The organism is Mesorhizobium sp. M1004, from assembly GCF_040318795.1.
In the GTDB taxonomy this organism is placed as follows: Bacteria; Pseudomonadota; Alphaproteobacteria; order Rhizobiales; family Rhizobiaceae; genus Mesorhizobium.
Window position 1 is genome coordinate 98,438 of record NZ_JAMYNB010000014.1, and the last position, 18,827, is coordinate 117,264.

General features: G+C 63.0%; 18 protein-coding genes. 5 read left to right on the forward strand and 13 right to left on the reverse strand.

The genetic code is table 11. The features are described from left to right. The first annotated feature begins 49 nt into the window (after positions 1–49). On the forward strand, positions 50–988 hold the full coding sequence (locus NKH54_RS25865) for a tyrosine recombinase XerC (RefSeq protein ID WP_353029266.1): 939 nt from the start codon (positions 50–52) through the stop codon (positions 986–988). 74 nt (positions 989–1,062) lie between these two features. Further along, the gene (locus tag NKH54_RS25870; protein ID WP_023683873.1) at positions 1,063–2,127 is read left to right on the forward strand and encodes a TraB/GumN family protein; all 1,065 of its coding nucleotides are present in this window, start codon (positions 1,063–1,065) and stop codon (positions 2,125–2,127) included. An 860-nt stretch (positions 2,128–2,987) separates the two neighbouring features. On the opposite strand, the gene lpdA is transcribed toward NKH54_RS25870, so the two are convergent. The 11 genes from lpdA to mdh form a co-directional block, all read right to left on the reverse strand. Then, positions 2,988–4,394, reverse strand: a complete 1,407-nt coding sequence (lpdA, locus tag NKH54_RS25875) for a dihydrolipoyl dehydrogenase (protein WP_353029267.1) — start codon at positions 4,392–4,394, stop codon at positions 2,988–2,990. Positions 4,395–4,417: 23 nt separating this feature from the next. Further along, positions 4,418–5,173, reverse strand: a complete 756-nt coding sequence (locus NKH54_RS25880) for an SDR family oxidoreductase (RefSeq protein ID WP_023726044.1) — start codon at positions 5,171–5,173, stop codon at positions 4,418–4,420. Then, a complete protein-coding gene (locus tag NKH54_RS25885) occupies positions 5,170–5,676 on the reverse strand; it encodes a hypothetical protein (RefSeq protein WP_352512800.1) in 507 nt (168 codons plus the stop codon). The genes NKH54_RS25880 and NKH54_RS25885 overlap by 4 nt, the downstream gene beginning before the upstream one ends. Continuing rightward, positions 5,673–6,410: a DUF4241 domain-containing protein gene (locus tag NKH54_RS25890; RefSeq protein WP_050485860.1), complete on the reverse strand. Its 738-nt coding sequence runs from the start codon at positions 6,408–6,410 to the stop codon at positions 5,673–5,675. The genes NKH54_RS25885 and NKH54_RS25890 overlap by 4 nt, the downstream gene beginning before the upstream one ends. Positions 6,411–6,426: 16 nt before the next feature. Further along, positions 6,427–7,719: a 2-oxoglutarate dehydrogenase complex dihydrolipoyllysine-residue succinyltransferase gene (gene odhB / locus NKH54_RS25895; RefSeq protein WP_353029269.1), complete on the reverse strand. Its 1,293-nt coding sequence runs from the start codon at positions 7,717–7,719 to the stop codon at positions 6,427–6,429. A gap of 48 nt (positions 7,720–7,767) precedes the next feature. Next, on the reverse strand, positions 7,768–10,755 hold the full coding sequence (locus NKH54_RS25900; RefSeq protein ID WP_023670536.1) for a 2-oxoglutarate dehydrogenase E1 component: 2,988 nt from the start codon (positions 10,753–10,755) through the stop codon (positions 7,768–7,770). Positions 10,756–10,883: 128 nt separating this feature from the next. Further along, complete coding sequence (gene sucD, locus NKH54_RS25905; RefSeq protein WP_023699237.1) at positions 10,884–11,789, reverse strand: succinate--CoA ligase subunit alpha; 906 nt, start codon at positions 11,787–11,789, stop codon at positions 10,884–10,886. 12 nt (positions 11,790–11,801) lie between these two features. Further along, complete coding sequence (locus NKH54_RS25910; protein ID WP_023752711.1) at positions 11,802–12,299, reverse strand: DUF1579 family protein; 498 nt, start codon at positions 12,297–12,299, stop codon at positions 11,802–11,804. A gap of 2 nt (positions 12,300–12,301) precedes the next feature. Continuing rightward, on the reverse strand, positions 12,302–12,673 hold the full coding sequence (locus NKH54_RS25915; protein ID WP_023670539.1) for a cupin domain-containing protein: 372 nt from the start codon (positions 12,671–12,673) through the stop codon (positions 12,302–12,304). 6 nt (positions 12,674–12,679) lie between these two features. Beyond that, positions 12,680–13,873 carry an ADP-forming succinate--CoA ligase subunit beta gene (sucC, locus tag NKH54_RS25920; protein WP_023745421.1) on the reverse strand — a complete coding sequence of 398 codons (1,194 nt, stop codon included), beginning with the start codon at positions 13,871–13,873 and terminating at the stop codon, positions 12,680–12,682. 33 nt (positions 13,874–13,906) lie between these two features. Beyond that, positions 13,907–14,875 carry a malate dehydrogenase gene (mdh, locus tag NKH54_RS25925; RefSeq protein ID WP_023670541.1) on the reverse strand — a complete coding sequence of 323 codons (969 nt, stop codon included), beginning with the start codon at positions 14,873–14,875 and terminating at the stop codon, positions 13,907–13,909. 233 nt (positions 14,876–15,108) lie between these two features. Here mdh and NKH54_RS25930 point away from each other — a divergent pair, with 233 nt between their 5' ends. After that, the gene (locus NKH54_RS25930) at positions 15,109–15,537 is read left to right on the forward strand and encodes a GNAT family N-acetyltransferase (RefSeq protein WP_352806818.1); all 429 of its coding nucleotides are present in this window, start codon (positions 15,109–15,111) and stop codon (positions 15,535–15,537) included. A gap of 208 nt (positions 15,538–15,745) precedes the next feature. On the opposite strand, the gene zapE is transcribed toward NKH54_RS25930, so the two are convergent. Beyond that, complete coding sequence (gene zapE, locus NKH54_RS25935) at positions 15,746–16,930, reverse strand: cell division protein ZapE (protein ID WP_352806821.1); 1,185 nt, start codon at positions 16,928–16,930, stop codon at positions 15,746–15,748. Between the two features lie 30 nt (positions 16,931–16,960). Next, positions 16,961–17,500 (reverse strand): protease inhibitor Inh/omp19 family protein, encoded by a 540-nt coding sequence (locus NKH54_RS25940; protein ID WP_023710232.1) that lies wholly within the window; start codon positions 17,498–17,500, stop codon positions 16,961–16,963. A gap of 435 nt (positions 17,501–17,935) precedes the next feature. Between NKH54_RS25940 and NKH54_RS25945 the strand changes: the two genes are divergently transcribed. Continuing rightward, positions 17,936–18,502 (forward strand): hypothetical protein, encoded by a 567-nt coding sequence (locus NKH54_RS25945; protein ID WP_023710233.1) that lies wholly within the window; start codon positions 17,936–17,938, stop codon positions 18,500–18,502. Positions 18,503–18,596: 94 nt separating this feature from the next. Further along, on the forward strand, positions 18,597–18,758 hold the full coding sequence (locus NKH54_RS25950; RefSeq protein ID WP_023671746.1) for a DUF1328 family protein: 162 nt from the start codon (positions 18,597–18,599) through the stop codon (positions 18,756–18,758). Positions 18,759–18,827: the final 69 nt, after the last annotated feature.

Here is an 18,827-nt window from a genome sequence, read left to right on the forward strand (position 1 = left end):
ATGACAGGTTCTTCACCGCTTCCTAACCCGGCTGCCTGACAATGGCGGCATGCAGGAATTTCTCATCCCGGCAAAACCCGACCTCCAGGCAGCGCGCGAAAGCTGGCTGAAGATGCTGGCGCGCGAGCGCCGGCTGTCGCCGGCGACCGTCGAAGCCTATGAGCGCGACACGCGCCAGTTCCTGCATTTCCTCACAGGGCATTGCGGCGGCTCGCCTGGTCTTTCCGACATCGCCACTCTCCGCCCGGCCGATCTGCGCGGCTTTCTTGCCGCGCGGCGCAACGCCGGCGCCGGCGCCTGCACGCTCGGACGCGGCCTCGCCGGCATCCGCTCGCTGCTGCGCTTCCTCGAACGGCGCGGTCTCGCCAATGCCGCCGGTGCCGCTGCGTTGCGCGCGCCGCGCCAGCCGAAATCGCTGCCCAAGCCGCTGACCGCCAGCGATGCCAAACATGTCGTGTCGGTGGAAGGCCAGCTGGCTGAAGAGCCCTGGATCGCCGCCCGCAACGCCGCCGTGCTGACGCTGCTTTATGGATCGGGCCTGCGCATTTCCGAAGCGCTGGGCCTCAGCGCCGCCGACCTGGCATCGGAAGCCGACACCGTGCTGCGCGTCACCGGCAAGGGTGGCAAGACACGGCTGGTGCCGGTGCTGCCGGTGGCGCTCAGGGCAATCGCCGAATACCGAAAACTGTGTCCCTACCATCTCGATCCCAAGGGCCTGCTGTTTCGCGGCGCCCGCGGCGGGCCGCTCAACCCGGCCATCGTCCAGCGCGACATGGCCAGGCTGCGCTCGGCGCTGAACCTGCCTGACACCGCGACGCCGCACGCGTTGCGCCATTCCTTCGCCACCCATCTGCTCGGGCGCGGCGGCGACCTGCGCACCATCCAGGAACTGCTCGGCCACGCCAGCCTGTCAACGACGCAGGTCTATACCGGCGTCGACACCGCAAGACTGCTCGAGATTTACGAATCCGCGCATCCCCGCGCGTGACCACTGTATAAGTCCAGGACAATTTCCCCACGCCGGTTAACCGTTTCGCCGCTTTTCAGTCCTAGAACCGCACCATGAAACGCGCCCTTGCCATTGCCGATCGCGCGGCCCTTGTGTCGCTGAAGCTGCTCGTCGCGCTCAACGCCGTGTTTTGCCTGTCTTTTCTCGTCGTGCTGCTGCTTGCCATGGGCAGGGCGCATGCCGAAGCCCCGGCCTGCGCCGGCGCCGATCTGCTGTCGGCCCTGCAGAAGGAAGACCCCGCCACCTATTCCAGGATCGAGACGGAAGCAGCAGCGACGCTGAACGGCAAGGGCCTGTTGTGGAAGCTGGAGAAATCAGGCGAAAAGGCATCCTTCCTGTTCGGCACCATGCACATGACCGACCCGCGCGTGACCACTCTGCCGCCGGCAGCCAGGAAAGCCTATGACGCCGCCGGCACCATCATCATCGAGACCACCGACGTGCTCGACAAGCAGAAGATGATGGAGGCCATGCTCAAGGAACCCGAGCTGATGATGTTCACCGACAACACGACGTTGTCGTCGCTGTTGTCGCCGGAGGATGCGGCGGTGGTGAACAAAGGGCTCGATGCGCGCGGCATTCCGCCGGCGAGCGTCTCCAAGATGAAGCCGTGGCTGCTGTCGGCCATGGTCGCGCTGCCGGTCTGTGAGGTCGCCCGTCAGGCAGGCGGCGCACCGGTTCTGGACGTCAAGCTGGCGCAGGACGCCAAGGCCTTGGGGAAACCGGTGGAAGGGTTGGAGACCGCTGCCAGCCAGCTGCGCGCCATGGCCTCGCTGCCGATTGCGTTCCACATCAAAGGGCTGGTCGAGACCCTGAAGCTCGGCGACAAGATAAACGACATCAACGAAACCATGATCGTGCTTTACCAGCGCGGCGACACCGGCACCTTCTGGCCGCTGTTGCGTTCGATCTCGCCCGACGAAGACGACGACGCAGGTTACGCCGAATTCGACCGGACGATGATCACCGGCCGCAACAAGGTCATGGCCGACCATGCCGCACCGATCCTGGCCAAGGGCAATGCCTTCATGGCCGTCGGCGCCATGCATCTTCCCGGCCCCGAAGGCCTGGTCGAGGATTTTCGCAAGGCCGGCTATACCGTCACCGCCGTCGACTGAGCAGCGCCCGTCTTGAATACCGAATCACGTAAGCCCGGCTCTGTGCGGTGCGCAACTGATTCGCAAAGCGGAGGCGGTTGGCCCTATTTTTGGCGGAAAAGGCCAGCTAAGCTCGTTCTACCTCGTTCGTGATTGATTTTGCGGGGGAAATACAGGCCAACGAGCGGTTGCGAATCAGAATTTTCCTGCGTTCGTCAATTTGAAGGCCTAGTATGAACCCGTTCAACGGTTGCGCGTTGAGGGGTGTTGATTGATGCTTTTCATCCACGGAGGACACTTTTATGGCGAACCCTAACGATCCAGCGCCCAGGTCGGGTGGTGGCAGCGGCTGGCTGATTGCGCTGGTCGTCGTCATCCTTGCGATTGTCGCGTACTATGTTTTCGGCAGAAGCGGCGAACATCCTGCACCCGCAGAGCCGCCGGCAGCCAGCACACCGGCGCCCGCACCTGCACCGGCTGAGCCGATGAAGCCCGCCGAACCGGCTCCCGCACCAGCCCCTGCTCCCGCACCGGCTCCCGCACCGGCTCCTGCGCCAGCCCCGGCACCCGCGCCCGCTCCGGCGCCGAGCCCGTAATCTGGCCAACTGATCTGGCATCTTGATTCCAGCCAAGAACGGCCCGCTGAAAAGCGGGCCGTTTTGTTTGGGGCACCTATCGGCGAGCGTCGCGATTCTTCACCGCCCCCTCTGTCCTGCCGGACATCTCCCCCTCGAGAGGGGAGATCGGCAGTTCACGAACAGCGCCAGGTTAGAAACGTGAGAAACTTGAAAGCTCGCGACGCGGCGGTGAAGTCCAATCTCCCCCCTTGAGGGGGAGATGGCCGGCAGGCCAGAGGGGGGTGCTGTCCCTCCAGCGTTTCCTTAAATATGGATCGGCTTGAAGAACGTCGCCAGCGCTGCTTCCTTCACCGCTTCCGACATTGTCGGATGCGCGTGGCAGGTGCGGGCGAGGTCTTCGGATGAGCCGCCGAATTCCATCAGCACCGCCGCCTCATGAATCATCTCGCCGGCGCCGAAGCCGACAATGTGGACGCCGAGCACGCGGTCGCTGGCTTTGTCGGCGAGGATCTTCACGAAGCCGTCCGTGTGGAGCATGGCGCGCGCGCGGCCGTTGGCGGTGAACGGGAATTTGCCGGTTTTGTAGTCGATGCCGGCCTTCCTCAGCTCTTCCTCTGTCTTGCCGACCGAAGCGATTTCCGGGCTGGTGTAGACGACGCTCGGAATGACGTCGTAATTCACATGGCCGGCCTGGCCGGCAATGGTCTCGGCCACCGCCACGCCTTCATCCTCGGCCTTGTGCGCCAGCATCGGACCGGCGATGACGTCGCCAATGGCGTAGATGCCGGCCACGTTGGTCCTGAGATGCCCGTCGGTCTTGACCCGGCCGCGCTCGTCGACCGCGACGCCGGCTTCTTTCAACCCGAGGCTGTCGGAATAGGCCCGGCGTCCGGTCGAGATCAGCACCGCGTCGGCCTCGATGGTCTCGGCCGCACCACCCTTGACCGGCTCGAACGTAACGGCGGCGCCCTTTTTGGCCTTGGTCACCCCTGTCACCTTGGCGCCGAGCTTGAACTCGAAACCCTGCTTGGAAAGCAGGCGGTGGAACTGCTTGGAGACCTCGCCGTCCATGCCGCCCAGGATGGTGTCGAGGAATTCGACCACGGTGACCTTGGCGCCGAGCCGTGCCCAGACCGAGCCGAGCTCCAGACCGATGACCCCACCGCCGACCACCACCAGATGTCCCGGCACTTTCTCCAGCGACAGCGCGCCGGTCGACGATACGATCACCTTCTCGTCGATGTCGACCTTGACGCCGGGAATGCCGGCGACATCGGAGCCCGTGGCAATAACGATGTTTTTCGTCTCGATCTCCTCGACCTTGCCGTCCTCAGCCGTCACCAACACCTTGCCGGCCGCAACCACCTTCCCGGTGCCACGGAAACTATCGATCTTGTTTTTCTTGAACAGGAAGGCGACGCCATTGACGTTGGCCGAAACGGTCGCGTCCTTGTGCGCCATCATCTTCTTCAGATTGAGTTTCGGCGCCGGTATCTCGACGCCCAGCGCATCGAAGGAATGGCCGGCCTCGGCGAACATCTCCGAGGCATAAAGCAGCGCCTTGGATGGGATGCAGCCGATGTTCAGGCAGGTGCCGCCGAAAGTGGCGTTCTTCTCGACCACCGCGACCTTGAGCCCGAGCTGTGCCGCCTTGATGGCACAGACATAGCCGCCCGGTCCCGACCCGATGATAACGACATCATAAGCCATGTTCGTTTCCCTTAGCTTGGGGCTCAGCGGCCGCCGCTTACATTCAGGATTGCGCCCGTCGTGTAGGACGCTTCATCCGACAAAAGATAGAGAACGGCATGCGCGACTTCATCCGCCGTGCCGGCGCGTTTCATCGGCAGCATGTCGCGGAACCGCTCGACCCGGTCCGGCTGGCCGCCCGAGGCGTGGATCTCGGTGTCGATGATGCCCGGCCGTATCGCGTTGACGCGCACGCCTTCGGTCGCGACTTCGCGCGCCAGGCCGAGCGTAAAAGTGTCGATCGCCGCCTTGGACGCTGCATAGTCGGCATATTCGCCGGGCGAGCCGTGTAGCGACGCCGCCGACGAGATGTTGACGATGGCGCCGCCCTGGCCGCCATGCTTGCTCGACATGCGTTTGACCGCTTCGCGCGCGCACAGGAACGAGCCGATGACGTTGATGCGCATCATGCGCTCCAGCCGCGCCAGGCTCATCTCATCGACGCGCGCCTTGACGTCGACGATTCCGGCATTGTTGACCAGGGCGTCGAGCCGGCCATAGGCGCTATCGACGGCTTCGAACACGGCGACGATGTCAGCCTCGACGCCGACATCGCCCTTGACCGCTATCGCCTCACCGCCACCGACCTCGATCTCGGCGACCAGCGCCTGGGCCGCGGCCTCGTTTGCGGCATAGTTGACCGCGACGCGGTAGCCGGCCTTCGCCGCAAGCCGGCAAGTGGCCGCACCAATGCCGCGGCTGCCGCCGGTGACCAGAAGCACTTTTTGCGATGCACTCATTCCTGGCAGCCCTTCAGCAGAAACACATCCCACGGCAGTTTCGAGAAGCCTTTCGGACCGAAGGCCGACGACATCTGCAGCGACGGGCCGAGATCGGGGAAGATCAGGCTCTGCGGCGCGTCCGTGCTTTCGGCTGCCAGCAGCGCAATGTTGCCCTTGTCGTCGGCGCTGTAGACGACACCCTGCCACACCGTGCAGCCGGCAAGCTCGTCACCGGTGACGTCGCCGGTCGGGCATTTGTACATCAGCGATCCGTGCGGCCGCGAAACGCCCGATGTCCACATGACGATGCCGTCGAGAACGATGCCCTTGTCGAGCACCATCTTGAACGAGTTGGTGACGGTGACCGCATCCGTCGTCGGCCGGAAATCAATGCCGGCCTCGCTTTCGGCATCGCCATAGACAGCAAGCGCCAGCGGGCAGGCGGCATGCGCCTCGTAACCCGCTGCGAGAACAGCCAGCCCGGCCATAAATCCGATCATTGGCGAAGCGATGTTTGTCATGAATTGCTCGGGCTGCTCTCGCGGCCGTCGGCGTTTTCGAGCACCTCGAAATCGGTCATCAAGACCAGCGGCTCGCCGGCCGCATCCAGTCCCCAGAAGGAATAATAGTTCCCATCACCGAAGCCAGTGTCGAACATGGCTATATTAAGCGGATTTCCATCAACCGGATTATCCATGCGGAACTTGTCGAACGAGCATGCAACGTCAGCAAGATAGCTGTCGAGTTCCTCCTGCTCGGACATCAGCGTCAGAACCGACTTGTCCATGAACGAAGCAACATTATCATCGACAATAAATCCAGACTTCCAGGACGATGTGCCGACGTCGCGGACGAAGGCAGCCAACTCCCACCGCACCGGCAAGCCAGTGCCAAACCGCAATACCGCTGCAGCAACACGGCCTTGCGCCTCAAGCAACGTGACTGGATAGCATCCCGGCCTGACCTTACGGCTAAACACAGGCCGTTCCAGCCCGGTAATCAGTGGATCGCAAGCGATGATTTCGCCGGTCGGTAGCTCAAGCTCACCGATCGCGGTGACGATGATCTTCCGCTCCGCCATTTCGGCTTCGCTGAGAGCGAAGACACCGAGATTGCTGCTCGCCGGCGCCGAATCCCATTCAGTCGATGTCGCCGGCGGAGAGATGGCGGCGGAAGCCGCCGGCCGGGAACGCCTCAATACGCTACCCGCTACTCGACCCAGCTTGAACCCAAACCGCGCCAGCCAGCCGCTCATGACGGATCAGCTCCGATCACAAATCAAGCACCAGCCGTTCGGGATCCTCCAGGCTATCCTTGACGCGGACCAGGAAGGTCACGGCTTCCTTGCCGTCGACGATACGGTGATCGTAGCTCAGCGCCAAGTACATCATCGGCCGGATCACGATCTGGCCGCCGACCACGACCGGCCGGTCCTGGATCTTGTGCATGCCCAAAATGCCGGACTGCGGCGCATTGAGGATCGGCGTCGACATCAGTGAGCCGTAAACGCCGCCATTGGAGATGGTGAACGTACCACCCTGCATGTCGGCGACCGACAGCTTGCCGTCCCGCGCGGCGATGCCCAGCCGGCCGATATCCTTCTCGATCTCGGCAATCGACATTTGGTCGGCATTGCGCACCACCGGCACGACGAGACCCTTTTCGGTGCCGACGGCAACGCCGATATGGGCATAGTTCTTGAAGATGATGTCGGTGCCGTCGATCTCGGCATTGACCGAGGGGATTTCCTTCAATGCGTGCGTAACCGCCTTGGTGAAGAAGCCCATGAAGCCGAGCTTCACGCCATGCTTCTTCTCGAAGATGTCCTTGTACTTGGTCCTGAGCGCCATCACCGCCGACATGTCGACCTCGTTGAAGGTGGTCAGCATGGCGGCGGTCGACTGCGCTTCCTTCAGCCGGCGCGCAATGGTCTGGCGCAGCTTGGTCATGCGCACGCGCTCCTCGCGCGACGCATCGTCGCCCGAAGACGGCGCACGCACGGCGACCGGAGCCGGTGCGGCCTTCGGAATTTCGGCCGGCTGCGACGGCGCGCCCTTGGAAATCGCGTCTAGCACATCGCCCTTCAGCACCTGGCCGCGCTTGCCCGACCCGGAAACCTGGTCGACCGACAGATTGTTCTCGGCGATCAGCTTCGCGGCAGCTGGCGCCGGCGGCATGGTGCGCGGCTCGACCGGCCCGGCGTCGCCGGCTATCTTGGCGGTCTCAGCCGCAGCCTGCCTGGTCGTGTGCGCTGCGTCCGGGCTCGAAGCCTGCGACACCGCTTGCGGCTTGGTCTCCTGCTTGGACGCCGGGGCGGCCGTGGCGACGCCTGCCGAGATCGAACCCAGCAACGCGCCGACGCCGACGGTCTCGCCTTCCTTGGCGGTGATCTCGCCCAGCGTGCCGGCGACGGCGGCAGGCACCTCCACCGTCACCTTGTCGGTTTCGAGCTCGACCAGCGGCTCGTCGACGGCAATGGCATCGCCGACCTTCTTGAACCACTTGCCGATGGTCGCCTCGGTGACGGATTCGCCGAGAGTGGGAACGCGGATTTCGGTAGCCATTGTGCCTGTTCCGTTTCTTCTCTGTCTGTTCTATTCGCCGGGTTTGTTCTATTCGCCGAGCGCGTCTTCGAGCAGGGCGGCGAGCTGCGCCAAATGCTTCGACATCAAGCCGGTCGCCGGCGATGCCGCCGCAGGACGTCCGGTATAGCGCACCCGCTGGTGCTTGGCGTCGATATGAGCCAGCACCCATTCCAGATACGGATCGATGAACGACCAGGCGCCCATATTCTTGGGTTCCTCCTGGCACCACACCATCTCGGCATTGCGGAAGCGCGACAGTTCGGTGATCAGCGCCTTGGCCGGGAACGGATAGAGCTGTTCGACGCGCAAGAGATAGATGTCGTTGATGCCGCGCTTCTCGCGTTCCTCGTACAGGTCGTAATAGACCTTGCCCGAGCACAGCACGACGCGGCGGATTTTGGAATCCTTGGTGAGCTTGATCGCCTGGTTCTGCAACAGCTGGGCGTCGTCCCACAACAGCCGGTGGAACGAGCTTTCGCCCGAAATCTCCGGCAGCGTCGACACTGCCCGCTTGTGGCGCAGCAGCGACTTCGGCGTCATCAGGATCAGCGGCTTGCGGAAGTCGCGCTTCAGTTGCCGGCGCAATATGTGGAAGTAGTTTGCCGGCGTGGTGCAGTTGGCGACTTGCATATTGTCTTCGGCGCAGAGCTGCAGGAAACGCTCGAGCCGGGCCGAGGAATGTTCCGGCCCCTGGCCCTCATAGCCATGCGGCAGCAGGCAGACCAGGCCCGACATGCGCAGCCACTTGCGCTCGCCCGACGAGATAAACTGGTCGAACACCACCTGGGCGCCGTTGGCGAAATCGCCGAACTGCGCTTCCCAGAGCGTCAGCGCCTTAGGCTCGGCCAGGCTGTAGCCATACTCGAAGCCGAGCACCGCCTCTTCCGACAGCATCGAGTTGATGACTTCGTAGCCGGCCTGTGCGGCCGAGAGATTGTTGAGCGGGATGTAGCGGGTCTCGTCGCGCTGGTCGTAGAGCACGGAATGGCGCTGCGAGAAGGTGCCGCGTTCTGAATCCTGGCCGGAGAGCCGGATCGGATTGCCGTCGAGCAGGATGGCGCCGAAGGCCAGCGCCTCGGCCGTCGACCAGTCGATGCCTTCGCCGGAGTCGATCGCCTGGCGGCGGTTTTCGAGGAAGCGGATGATGGTCTTGTGCGCCTCGAAACCTTTCGGCACCTCGGTCAGTTTCTTGCCGATGTCCTTCAGCACCTTGACCGGCACGGCGGTCTTGCCGCGGCGCTGTTCGTCCTGGTTGTCGGCGGTGCGCAAACCAGACCAGGCGCCGTCCAGCCAGTCGGCCTTGTTGGGCTTGTAGTGCTGGCCGACTTCCCATTCGGACTCCAGATGGGCGCGCCAGTCGGCCTTCATCTTGTCGAGTTCGGCCTGGCTGATATGGCCCTCGGCGATCAGCCGGTCGCCATAGATCTGCACCGTCGTCTTGTGGTTGCGGATGTTGGCGTACATGATCGGCTGCGTGAAGGCCGGTTCGTCGCCCTCATTGTGGCCGAAGCGGCGATAGCAGAACATGTCCACCACCACCGGCTTGTGGAACTTCATGCGAAATTCGATCGCCACCTTGGTGGCATGCACCACCGCTTCCGGGTCGTCGCCATTGACGTGGAAGATCGGCGCCTCGATCATCTTGGCGACGTCGGACGGATAGGGCGACGAGCGCGAGAAGCGCGGATTGGTGGTGAAGCCGATCTGGTTGTTGATGATGAAATGCAGCGTGCCGGCGACGCGGTGGCCGCGCAGGCCCGACAGGCCGAGAATTTCCGCGATTACGCCCTGGCCAGCAAAGGCGGCGTCGCCATGCAGAAGCAGCGGCAGCACCTTGGCGCGCTCTTCCAGCGGCACGATCTCCTCGCGGCTGCGGCCGAACAGATAGTCCTGCTTGGCGCGCGCCTTGCCCATCACAACCGGATCGACGATTTCCAGATGCGAAGGATTGGCGGTCAGCGACAGATGCACCTTGTTGCCGTCGAATTCGCGGTCCGACGAGGCGCCGAGATGGTACTTGACGTCGCCCGAGCCCTCGACCTCGTCAGGAGCGGCCGAGCCGCCCTTGAATTCGTGGAAGATGGCGCGATGCGGTTTGGCCATCACCTGGGACAGCACGTTCAGCCGGCCGCGATGCGCCATGCCGAGCACGATCTCCTTCATGCCGAGCTGGCCGCCGCGCTTGATGATCTGCTCCAGCGCCGGGATCAGGCCTTCGCTGCCATCGAGGCCGAAGCGCTTGGTACCCTTGTACTTGACATCGATGAACTGCTCGAAGCCTTCGGCCTCGACCAGCTTCTGCAGGATCGCTTTTTTTCCCGTAGCGGTGAAGGAAATCTCCTTGTCGGCACCCTCGATGCGCGCCTGGATCCAGGCCTTCTCCTCGGGGTCGGAAATGTGCATGAACTCGACACCGAGCGTCGAGCAATAGGTGCGGGTCAGGATCTCCAGCATCTGCCGGATGGTGCCGAATTCGAGGCCGAGCACATTGTCGAGGAAGATCGGCCGGTCGTAGTCGGCTGCGGTGAAACCGTAATTCTCCGGGGACAGCTCGTTATAGTCCTCAAGCGGCTTGGCGATGCCGAGCGGGTCGAGATTGGCATGCAGATGGCCGCGCATGCGGAAGGCGCGGATCATCATGATGGCGCGCACCGAATCGCGCGTCGCCTGATGCACGTCGGCATCCGACAGCACGACGCCATTGGTGACCGCCTTGTCCTTGACCTTCTTTTCCAGATGCTTCTCGACGATGCCCCAATTGCCGTCGAGCGCCGACACCAGTTCGCCATTGGCCTGCAGCGGCCAGGAGGGCTTTGCCCAGGAAGCGCCCTTGGCGTTCTTGCGCACATCGCCGGCGTCGTCCTTCAGCCCGGCGAAAAAATCCTGCCATTCGGGGTTTACCGACTCTGGATCATCCTCATAGGACGCGTACAGCGCGTCGATATAGTCGGCATTGCCGCCATAGAGGAAAGAGGTGAGCGAAAATTGGTCGTTGGCCTGATCTTGTCTTGCCATTTTTGTCCGCGGAGCCTGGCTCCGTCTCCTTTTCAAAAGCGAATAGTGAGTAGCGAATAGCGAGTAGGGATTTTTCCCGGGTCGCGCCGTTACTCTCTTTTCCCTATTCGCTATTCACTACTCGCTACTCACTTGGCCTTGATCGCCTCGACCAGCGTCGTGCCCAGACGCGCCGGCGATGGCGATACTTTAATGCCGGCCGATTCCATCGCCGCGATCTTGTCTTCCGCGCCGCCCTTGCCGCCGGAGATGACCGCGCCCGCATGGCCCATGGTGCGACCGGCCGGCGCGGTGCGCCCGGCGATGAAGCCCGCCATCGGCTTTTTGCGGCCGCGTTTGGCCTCGTCCTTGAGGAACTGCGCGGCGTCTTCCTCGGCCGAACCGCCGATCTCGCCGATCATGATGATCGACTTGGTCTCGTCGTCGGCGAGGAACATCTCGAGCACGTCGATGAACTCGGTGCCTTTGACGGGGTCGCCGCCGATACCGACGGCGGTCGTCTGGCCGAGGCCGACATTTGTGGTCTGGAACACTGCCTCATAGGTAAGCGTTCCCGAGCGCGAAACAACGCCGACCGAGCCTTTGCGGAAGATGTTGCCGGGCATGATGCCGATCTTGCATTCGTCGGGGGTGAGCACACCAGGGCAGTTCGGGCCGATCAGCCGCGAGGTCGAGCGGTCGAGCCGCGCCTTGACCCTGACCATGTCCATCACCGGAATGCCTTCGGTGATGCAGACGATCAGCGGGATCTCGGCTTCGATGGCTTCGAGGATGGCTTCGGCGGCGCCCGCCGGCGGCACATAGACGACCGAGGCGTTGGCGCCGGTCTTTTCCTTGCCCTCGGCGACCGAGGCGAAGATCGGCAGGTTTTCGCCCTTGGCGCCGGTCCAGGTCTCGCCACCCTTCTTTGGATGGATACCGCCCACCATCCTGGTGCCGTGATAGGCCAGCGCCTGTTCGGTGTGGAACGTGCCGGTCTTGCCGGTCAGGCCCTGCACCAGCACCTTGGTGTTCTTGTCGATGAGAATGGACATCGGAGCCCTTTTCTAAAAACCGTTGATCGAGGAAGGCGAGACGCGCCGGTAGACGCCGCTCACCATGTCTTGCCAGCTGTCGCTGCCGGCAGGTTTGAAATGCAGTCGCATCCGGTAGGCATCGGGAGTGTCGAAAATATACGTCACGCGCGCTGAGCCGCGCGGCGATGACCGCTCCAGAATCAGTTCTGCGCCGTTCCATGCACCTGTGGCCGGCGAGGCCGGCATAAAACCCATGGAATCGAACTGATGCATGGTGACGAGGCTGTTTGGCTGGTCGAAGCCGAACACTGAGTGCGACCCGAACGAGACCGTGCCGTCGCGGCGCTGGCGATAGCGCTGCACCACGAACAGGCCGCCGAACTGCGCCTCCGCCAGCACCTCCGACGTCGCCGTGCCGCCATCGGCCCATTGCGTTTCCGCCACCTCTTCCTCGCCGCGCCACGCGCCGACCAGCGCCTGCAGGCGCTGGTGATCGGCCGAGAGCGAGGAAAAGGAAGCCGCGTTCATGGTCAGAGCCGCTTCAGGTCGGTGACGGTGAGGTCGCTCTTGGCATTGCCGGTGTTGAGCGTCGTTGCCGGCTCGAACATCAGCACCACGGGCTCGGCGGTCAGCGACCGCGGCCGGTGCTCGACACCCCTTGGCACGACGATGAAGTCGCCCTCGCCGAGCTCGACCGGACCGTCGCGAAAATCGATGGCGATGCGTCCGCGCAGCACGAGAAAGGCCTCGTCCTCATGCTCATGTGCATGCCAGTCGAAGGTCTCGCCGAACTTGGCGACCTTCGCCTGGCTGTCATTGACGTCGCCGGCGATATGCGGATCGAAGACCTTGGTGATCGTTCGATCCGCCGCCTCGACCAGGTTTATCTTGCGCGGAGGCATTCGCCTTCAGCCCTTCACCGCCGCCACGATCTTCTTGGCTGCGTCGTCGAGATCGTCGGCCGACACGACGTTGAGGCCGCTGTCGTTGATGATCTTCTTGCCGAGTTCGGCGTTTGTGCCTTCGAGGCGCACCACCAACGGCACTTCCAGGCCGACTTCCTTGACCGCGGCAATCACGCCCTCGGCGATGATGTCGCACTTCATGATGCCTCCGAAGATGTTGATCAAAATGCCTTTGACCGCCGGATCCCGGGTGATGATCTTGAACGCCGCCGTCACCTTCTCCTTCGACGCGCCACCGCCGACATCGAGGAAGTTGGCGGGTTCGGCGCCGTAGAGCTTGATGATGTCCATCGTCGCCATGGCAAGGCCGGCGCCGTTGACCATGCAGCCGATATTGCCGTCGAGCGCGACATAGGCGAGGTCGTATTTCGACGCCTCGATCTCCTTCTCGTCCTCTTCGGTGGTGTCGCGCAATTCCATCAGTTCGGGGTGGCGAAACAGCGCGTTGTTGTCGAACGACACCTTGGCGTCCAGCACGCGCAGGCGGCCGTTTTTCATCACGATCAGCGGGTTGACCTCGAGCAGGCTCATGTCCTTCTCGACAAAGGCCTTGTAGAGGATCGGGAACAGCGTGCCGGCATCCTTGGCGGCATCGCCGTTTAGTCCCAGCGCTTCCACCAATATGTCGACGTCGATGGTCGTCACGCCGGCCAGCGGATCGATGGCGCGGGTGATGATCTTGTCCGGTGTGTCGTGGGCGACGCCTTCAATGTCCATGCCGCCCTCGGTCGAGACGACGAAAGCGATGCGGCCGACCGAGCGGTCGACCAGGATCGACAGATAAAGCTCGCGCTCGATGTCGGCGCCGTCCTCGATATAAAGACGGTTGACCTGCTTGCCGGCGGGGCCGGTCTGCTTGGTCACCAGCGTGTGGCCGAGCATCTCATTGGCGTTGGCAACGACTTCGGCAACCGACTTAGCCAGCCGCACGCCGCCCTTTGCGTCGGGCGACAGTTCCTTGAACTTCCCCTTGCCGCGGCCACCGGCGTGGATCTGGCTCTTCACCACATAGAGCGGGCCGGGCAGCGCTTGTGCCGCGGCTTCCGCCTCGCTTGCCTTGAACACCGGCACGCCTTCGGCCACCGGCGCACCAAACGACTTCAGCAGCGCCTTGCCTTGATATTCATGGATGTTCATCTGGATGGTCTCCGGATCGGCTGCTTTGGGGGATTACTTCGAGGCGAGGTGCGGGGCGATCTTGACGCAAGCCTCGGTCAGGCCCTGCACTGTCGCCACCGAAGCGTCGAACATCTTCTGCTCGGCCTTGTTGAGGTCGATCTCGATGATGCGCTCGACGCCGCCGGCGCCGATGACAACGGGAACGCCGACATAGGTGCCCTTGACGCCATACTGGCCCGAGAGATGCGCAGCACAAGGCAGCACGCGCTTCTTGTCCTTGAGATAGGATTCGGCCATCGAAATTGCGGAAGCCGCCGGCGCGTAGAAGGCCGAGCCGGTCTTCAAGAGGCCAACGATCTCGGCGCCGCCGTCACGGGTGCGCTGGACGATCTGGTCGAGCTTTTCCTTCGAGGTCCAGCCCATCTTGATGAGGTCCGGCAGCGGAATGCCCGACACCGTGGAATAGCGGATCATCGGCACCATGGAATCGCCATGGCCACCGAGCACGAAGGCGGTGACGTCCTCGACCGAGACCTTGAACTCCTCGGCGAGGAAATAGCGGAAGCGCGCGCTGTCGAGCACGCCGGCCATGCCGACGACATGGGTCTTGGGCAGGCCCGAAAACTTCTGCAGCGCCCAGACCATGGCGTCGAGCGGGTTGGTGATGCAGATGACGAAGGCCTTGGGCGCGTATTTCTTCAGCCCGGCGCCGACCTGTTCCATGACCTTGAGGTTGATGCCGAGCAGATCGTCGCGGCTCATACCCGGCTTGCGCGGCACGCCGGCAGTGACGATGCAGACATCGGCGCCCTCGATCCCGGCATAATCATTGACCCCGGTCAGCCGGGAGTCAAAACCATCGACCGGCGAAGACTGCGCGATATCGAGCCCCTTGCCTTGCGGGATGCCCTCGGCAATATCGAACAGCACCACGTCGCCGAGGTCCTTGAGGCCGATCATGTGAGCGAGCGTGCCGCCGATCATGCCGGAGCCGATGAGCGCTATCTTGTTGCGTGCCATGTGAGGAAATTTTCCCTTTGTCTGTGACGACGCCCAAAATCCCTGGCGATCTGTTGACGGCGTCGAGGAAGAGGCCGGAATGCTATGGTCTCAGCTAGATTTCGCCGCATCCAGTAGCCCCGGTGGAATATATATTCAATCGATTATTTTCGAGTGAATGATTTCAATCGGTTAGAAACATTGGGACTTACGTAAACGTCAAAGTTTGTATGCCAGCTTGGGAGGTTTACACAATGAACGTGGAAATCAGAAGACTCTATCCAGGCGATGACGCCCTTGTGAAGCGCATCGCCCAAGACGTGTTCGACGAGCCGGTGCGGGCCGACAGGCTTGCCGCTTACCTCGCCTCGCCGGGTCATTTAATGATTGTCGCGCTGGCAGACGGCGTCGTCGTCGGCCAATGCGCTGCCATCATCCACCGCCATCCCGACAAGGTGACCGAACTCTACATCGACGAAGTCGGCGTCTCGCCGGCCTTCCAGCGCCATGGCATCGCGCGAAAGATGCTCGACGCCATGTTCGCGCTCGGCCGCGAGCAGGGATGCGGCGAAGTCTGGGTCGGCACCGAGCCGGACAATGTTCCAGCGCGGGCGCTTTATGAAACGCGCGGGGAGGTGCATGGGCCGGCGGAGTCGTTTGTGATGTATGTGTATGAGCTTTAGGCGTCGGCGGGACAGCGCCCCCCTCTGCCTTGCCAGGCATCTCCCCCACGAGGGGGGAGATCGGACGTCACGCGACCTTTCGCCAATCTCCAATGGCCGCAGGAATGAGCGGAGCGCCGAAACCGCCAATCTCCCCCCGTGTGGGGGAGATGTCCGGCAGGACAGAGGGGGGCGCGAAGGATCACTACATAATGACCTCTTCGAACCCTCAGACCTGCACTTCCGCCTTCGCCTTTTGCCGCTCCGCCCAGTCCTCCAGCCAGTCGCGGCTTTGCATCTCGATCAGCCGCGAGGCCGTGCGCTCGAATTCGAACACCTCGTTGCCGCGCCTGGCCGTATAGAGCTCAGGCGGCGAGGCGTCGGCGCTTACCACCAGCCGCGTGTGATGATCGTAGAGCGTGTCTATCAGGAGGATGAAGCGCTTGGCCTCGTTGCGCTTGCCTTCGCCCAGCACCGGCACGTGATCGATGAAGACGGTCGAGAAGCGGCCGGCAATGGCCAGAAAATCGCGCGCGCCGAGCGGCTTTTCGCAGAGGTCGGCGAAGGAAAACCGCGCCGCATTGCCGGCAGCAGCCGGTATTCTCACCTGCCGCCCCTTGAGCGTCAGCGAGGTCTCGGCCGTCGGCGCTCCACGCGTCATCGCCTGCCAGGCCTCGTCGAGCACACGGTCGGCTTCGGCATCCGCCGGGGTGACATAAACCGGCGTGCGGGCGAGCTTTTCCAGCCGGTAGTCCTTGTCGGCATCGAGCGTCAGCACATGGGCGTGGCGCTCGAGAATGCTGATGAAGGGCAGGAAGAGTTGGCGGTTCAGCCCGTCGCGATAAAGATCCTGCGGCGCGACATTCGAGGTGGCGACCAGAACCACGCCATTGGCGAACAGCGCCGAAAACAGCCGCGACAGGACCATCGCATCGGCAATGTCGGTGACTGAAAACTCATCGAAGCACAGCACCCAGGCCTGTTCGGCAAGCTGAAGCGCGACCGGCGGGATCGGGTCGTCCTCCTTGACGTCGCCGTTCTTGCGCGCCTGCCGGTGCTTCTGGATGCGGTCCTGCACATCGGCCATGAAGTCGTTGAAATGAACGCGGCGCTTGCGCCTGACCGGCAACAGCTCGAAGAACATATCCATCAGCATGGTCTTGCCGCGACCGACGCCGCCATGAATGTAGAGGCCCTTGACGACCTCGCGCGTCTCGCGCTTGCGGGCAAACAGCCAGCCGAGCGCGCTCGACTTGTGCGCCAGCCGCTTGACCGAGATCTCGTCGGTCAGCCGGTCGAGCGCGGCGGCGATGCGCTCCTGCGCCGCATCGCGCTCGATGGCGCCGGTTGCGACCAGATGGTCGTAGCGCTGCCTGACGGTCGCATGGGTCTGGAGGCCGTCACGCAGATGCATCGGTCACGTCGCTGTCTAGGGATAGGCAGCCTATCTTGTAAGCGATATCGGCAAGCCGTTGGTAGTCTGGCCGTCGAATTTCGAACCGCCCGAGGAATAGAGCCGCGCCAGCGTGCCGCCATTCTCGTCATAGAGCGTCAGCTGCTTGCCGGCGACGTTCCACGATTTGATGCCGTCGATGGGCGGCGGGCAATGCAGCGGCCCGGCGCGGAAGCCGGCGCCGAATTTGGTCTGCGGCGTCGCCACCTTGCAGCTCTGTCCGGACACGCTGGCGTTCCAAACGCCGGCAACGCTCGCAGCGGTAAGGTCGGAGGCTCCGGCCGGCGCCGATCCGTCCGGCGGCAGCGAGGCGACCTGCGCGCCTGCCGGCGCGGTCGGGAATTGCGATGGGTCGGTGGTGCCCGGCGCTGCCGGGGGCGGCAGTTGGCTTCCGCTCACCGTGCCGGCGGGCGCGGGCTGCAGCGGGGCGGGCTGCTGGTCATCCATCGATGAAAAACGCGAGGTCGAACAGCCGCTCGCAACGAGCGCTGCCAGCGATACGGCTATCAGCCCGCTTCTCGAAAAAATCATTCCAACCTCCGTCGGATCCGGCTGGGGGGAAGCCGTCCGCACAATCTCACCCCTCACCAAGATGGAGAAGGTGGCGAAATTTCAACCCGATATGGTTAAAATAGGGTTTGCACCACGAATTGTTGTAAATTTGTCGCAAAATGGCTGGCGGACAAAAGGCATGTCTTCGCTCTAGCGCGGTTCCAACCGGTACATTGGTTGCGAAAGCGGCACCGGAGCCCGCAGCAGGTCGGCGCATCGGCGGTCGAGCGCAACTGCCGGCGCAAAACTGACTGAAGCGCTTGAGGCGCAAGGCCTGGCGCGTGAGCGGTTTCGCGCCTTCCGTCCGGGCGAGCTTTGGGACGTTCTCCGAGATCGAGCGCGGCTGAAGTCTGCATTTGGCCGTTTACGGCACTGCCGTTTTAGCCGATGGTCTATCGCAACAGGGGGGAACAGATGAAATCAATCTTGGCAGTTTTGATCGCGCTGGTAATTTCGACGCCGGCCGCTTTCGCGGGCGAAATCTCCGATCGCGCCGCTGAAGCCGAAAAGGCACTGCAGGCGGGTGATGGCGCCGGCGCGCTGGACAAATTCCGCAGCGCCGAGGACGCTCTGTGGCAAGCGATGCCGCTTGGCGTGCAAAATGTGAAGCATATCCTGTCGGCCAGCGGGTTCGGCGCCTACGCCGAGCGCCCGAACCATGTCTACAAGCCGGGCGAAGAGATTGTGCTTTATATGGAGCCGGTCGGTTACGGCTACGGCTCGGATGGGCTCGGCAACAACCAGATCGCGCTTTACGTTGACCTTACCGTGCTTTCCCAGTCGGGCGAGAAGCTGGGAACCGTCGAAAAGCTTGGTCGGGTCCAGCTCGCCTCGCGCTCGCATAACCGAGAGATGTTCTTCAAATTAAACGTCTCCCTGGATGGCGTTCCCCCCGGCAAATACCGCGCGGATTTCCTCATGCACGACGAGAACTCGCCAAAGACGGCGCCTTTCACGACCGACTTCGAGATTGCCGAATAGCGCGCCCAGTCGGAGAGAGCCTCGCGGCAAGAGGGAACCAGAGCGCAGCAGATGCGTTCTTAGGCCGCTGCAGTCAATTTGCGAGGCATTGTCCATGATCAAATGGATCATCATTCTTCTGATCGTTGCTGCCGCCGCCAGCCTGCTCGGCATGCCGGCGCTGGCCGGTGCCGCCGCCACCGGCGCGCGCCTGCTGATCGGCATCGTTCTCGTCATCTTCCTGCTGATCGTACTCGGCGTTTTCGCGGTAACCTAGACGCAGCCCACACTGGTAATTCCCGCCCGTTTCCGCCATATAGCGGCGAAACGTACAGGAATTACCTCA